Here is a 560-nt window from a genome sequence, read left to right on the forward strand (position 1 = left end):
CGGACGCCGACTCAGCTTCCCGAGTTCATGCGCCGCTGCTCCGTGATCAGCCAAGCCCTGGTCACCTCGGCCACGTGGTTGCCGAAGTCCCGGTTCATCAGCTGCCTCGGTGTCATTGAGCCGGGCACACCCGTGCCTTCGACCTTGTCACCCTTACGGTAACCAGTGCCGTAGTGGATGGGCACATCCCCGTGCGACGTGGACAGGAAGCCCGAGCAGTTGGCGTGACCCGCGCCCCGGCCGCAGGGTTCGCGTTCGGTGTAGAGGCTCAGTACCTGGTACTGGTCCTTCGGGTCGGGGCGGGTGTTGTTCAGGTTGTCGTGCCAGGTCCCCAGATGGGTCTCCGAGTGCAACGGGGGGATGCCCGCGCGCTCGCTGCTCGGCGGCACCGAGCTCTCGACGATGTAGCTGATCTCCTTGGTCTTGGGGTCGTACACCTCCATCACGGCGTAGTTCTTGCCGGTGAGGTCCGGGCGGTGCACCGCCTGGTCGAGGGCGGCCTCGAAGCTCTTGGCCCCGAACGCGTCCTTGATGTCCTGCTTGGTTTTCGCGGCATCCGG

Annotated in this window: 1 protein-coding gene; it reads right to left on the reverse strand. The window is 65.7% G+C overall.

The window, feature by feature from the left end:
• Positions 1 to 11 precede the first annotated feature (11 nt).
• Positions 12 to 560 (reverse strand): hypothetical protein (locus tag ABD323_RS44560; protein ID WP_344447674.1); only part of this gene is annotated, 549 nt, incomplete at its 5' end.

The sequence above is a fragment of the Kitasatospora nipponensis genome (assembly GCF_039528135.1).
GTDB classification, from domain to species: Bacteria; Actinomycetota; Actinomycetes; order Streptomycetales; family Streptomycetaceae; genus Kitasatospora; species Kitasatospora nipponensis.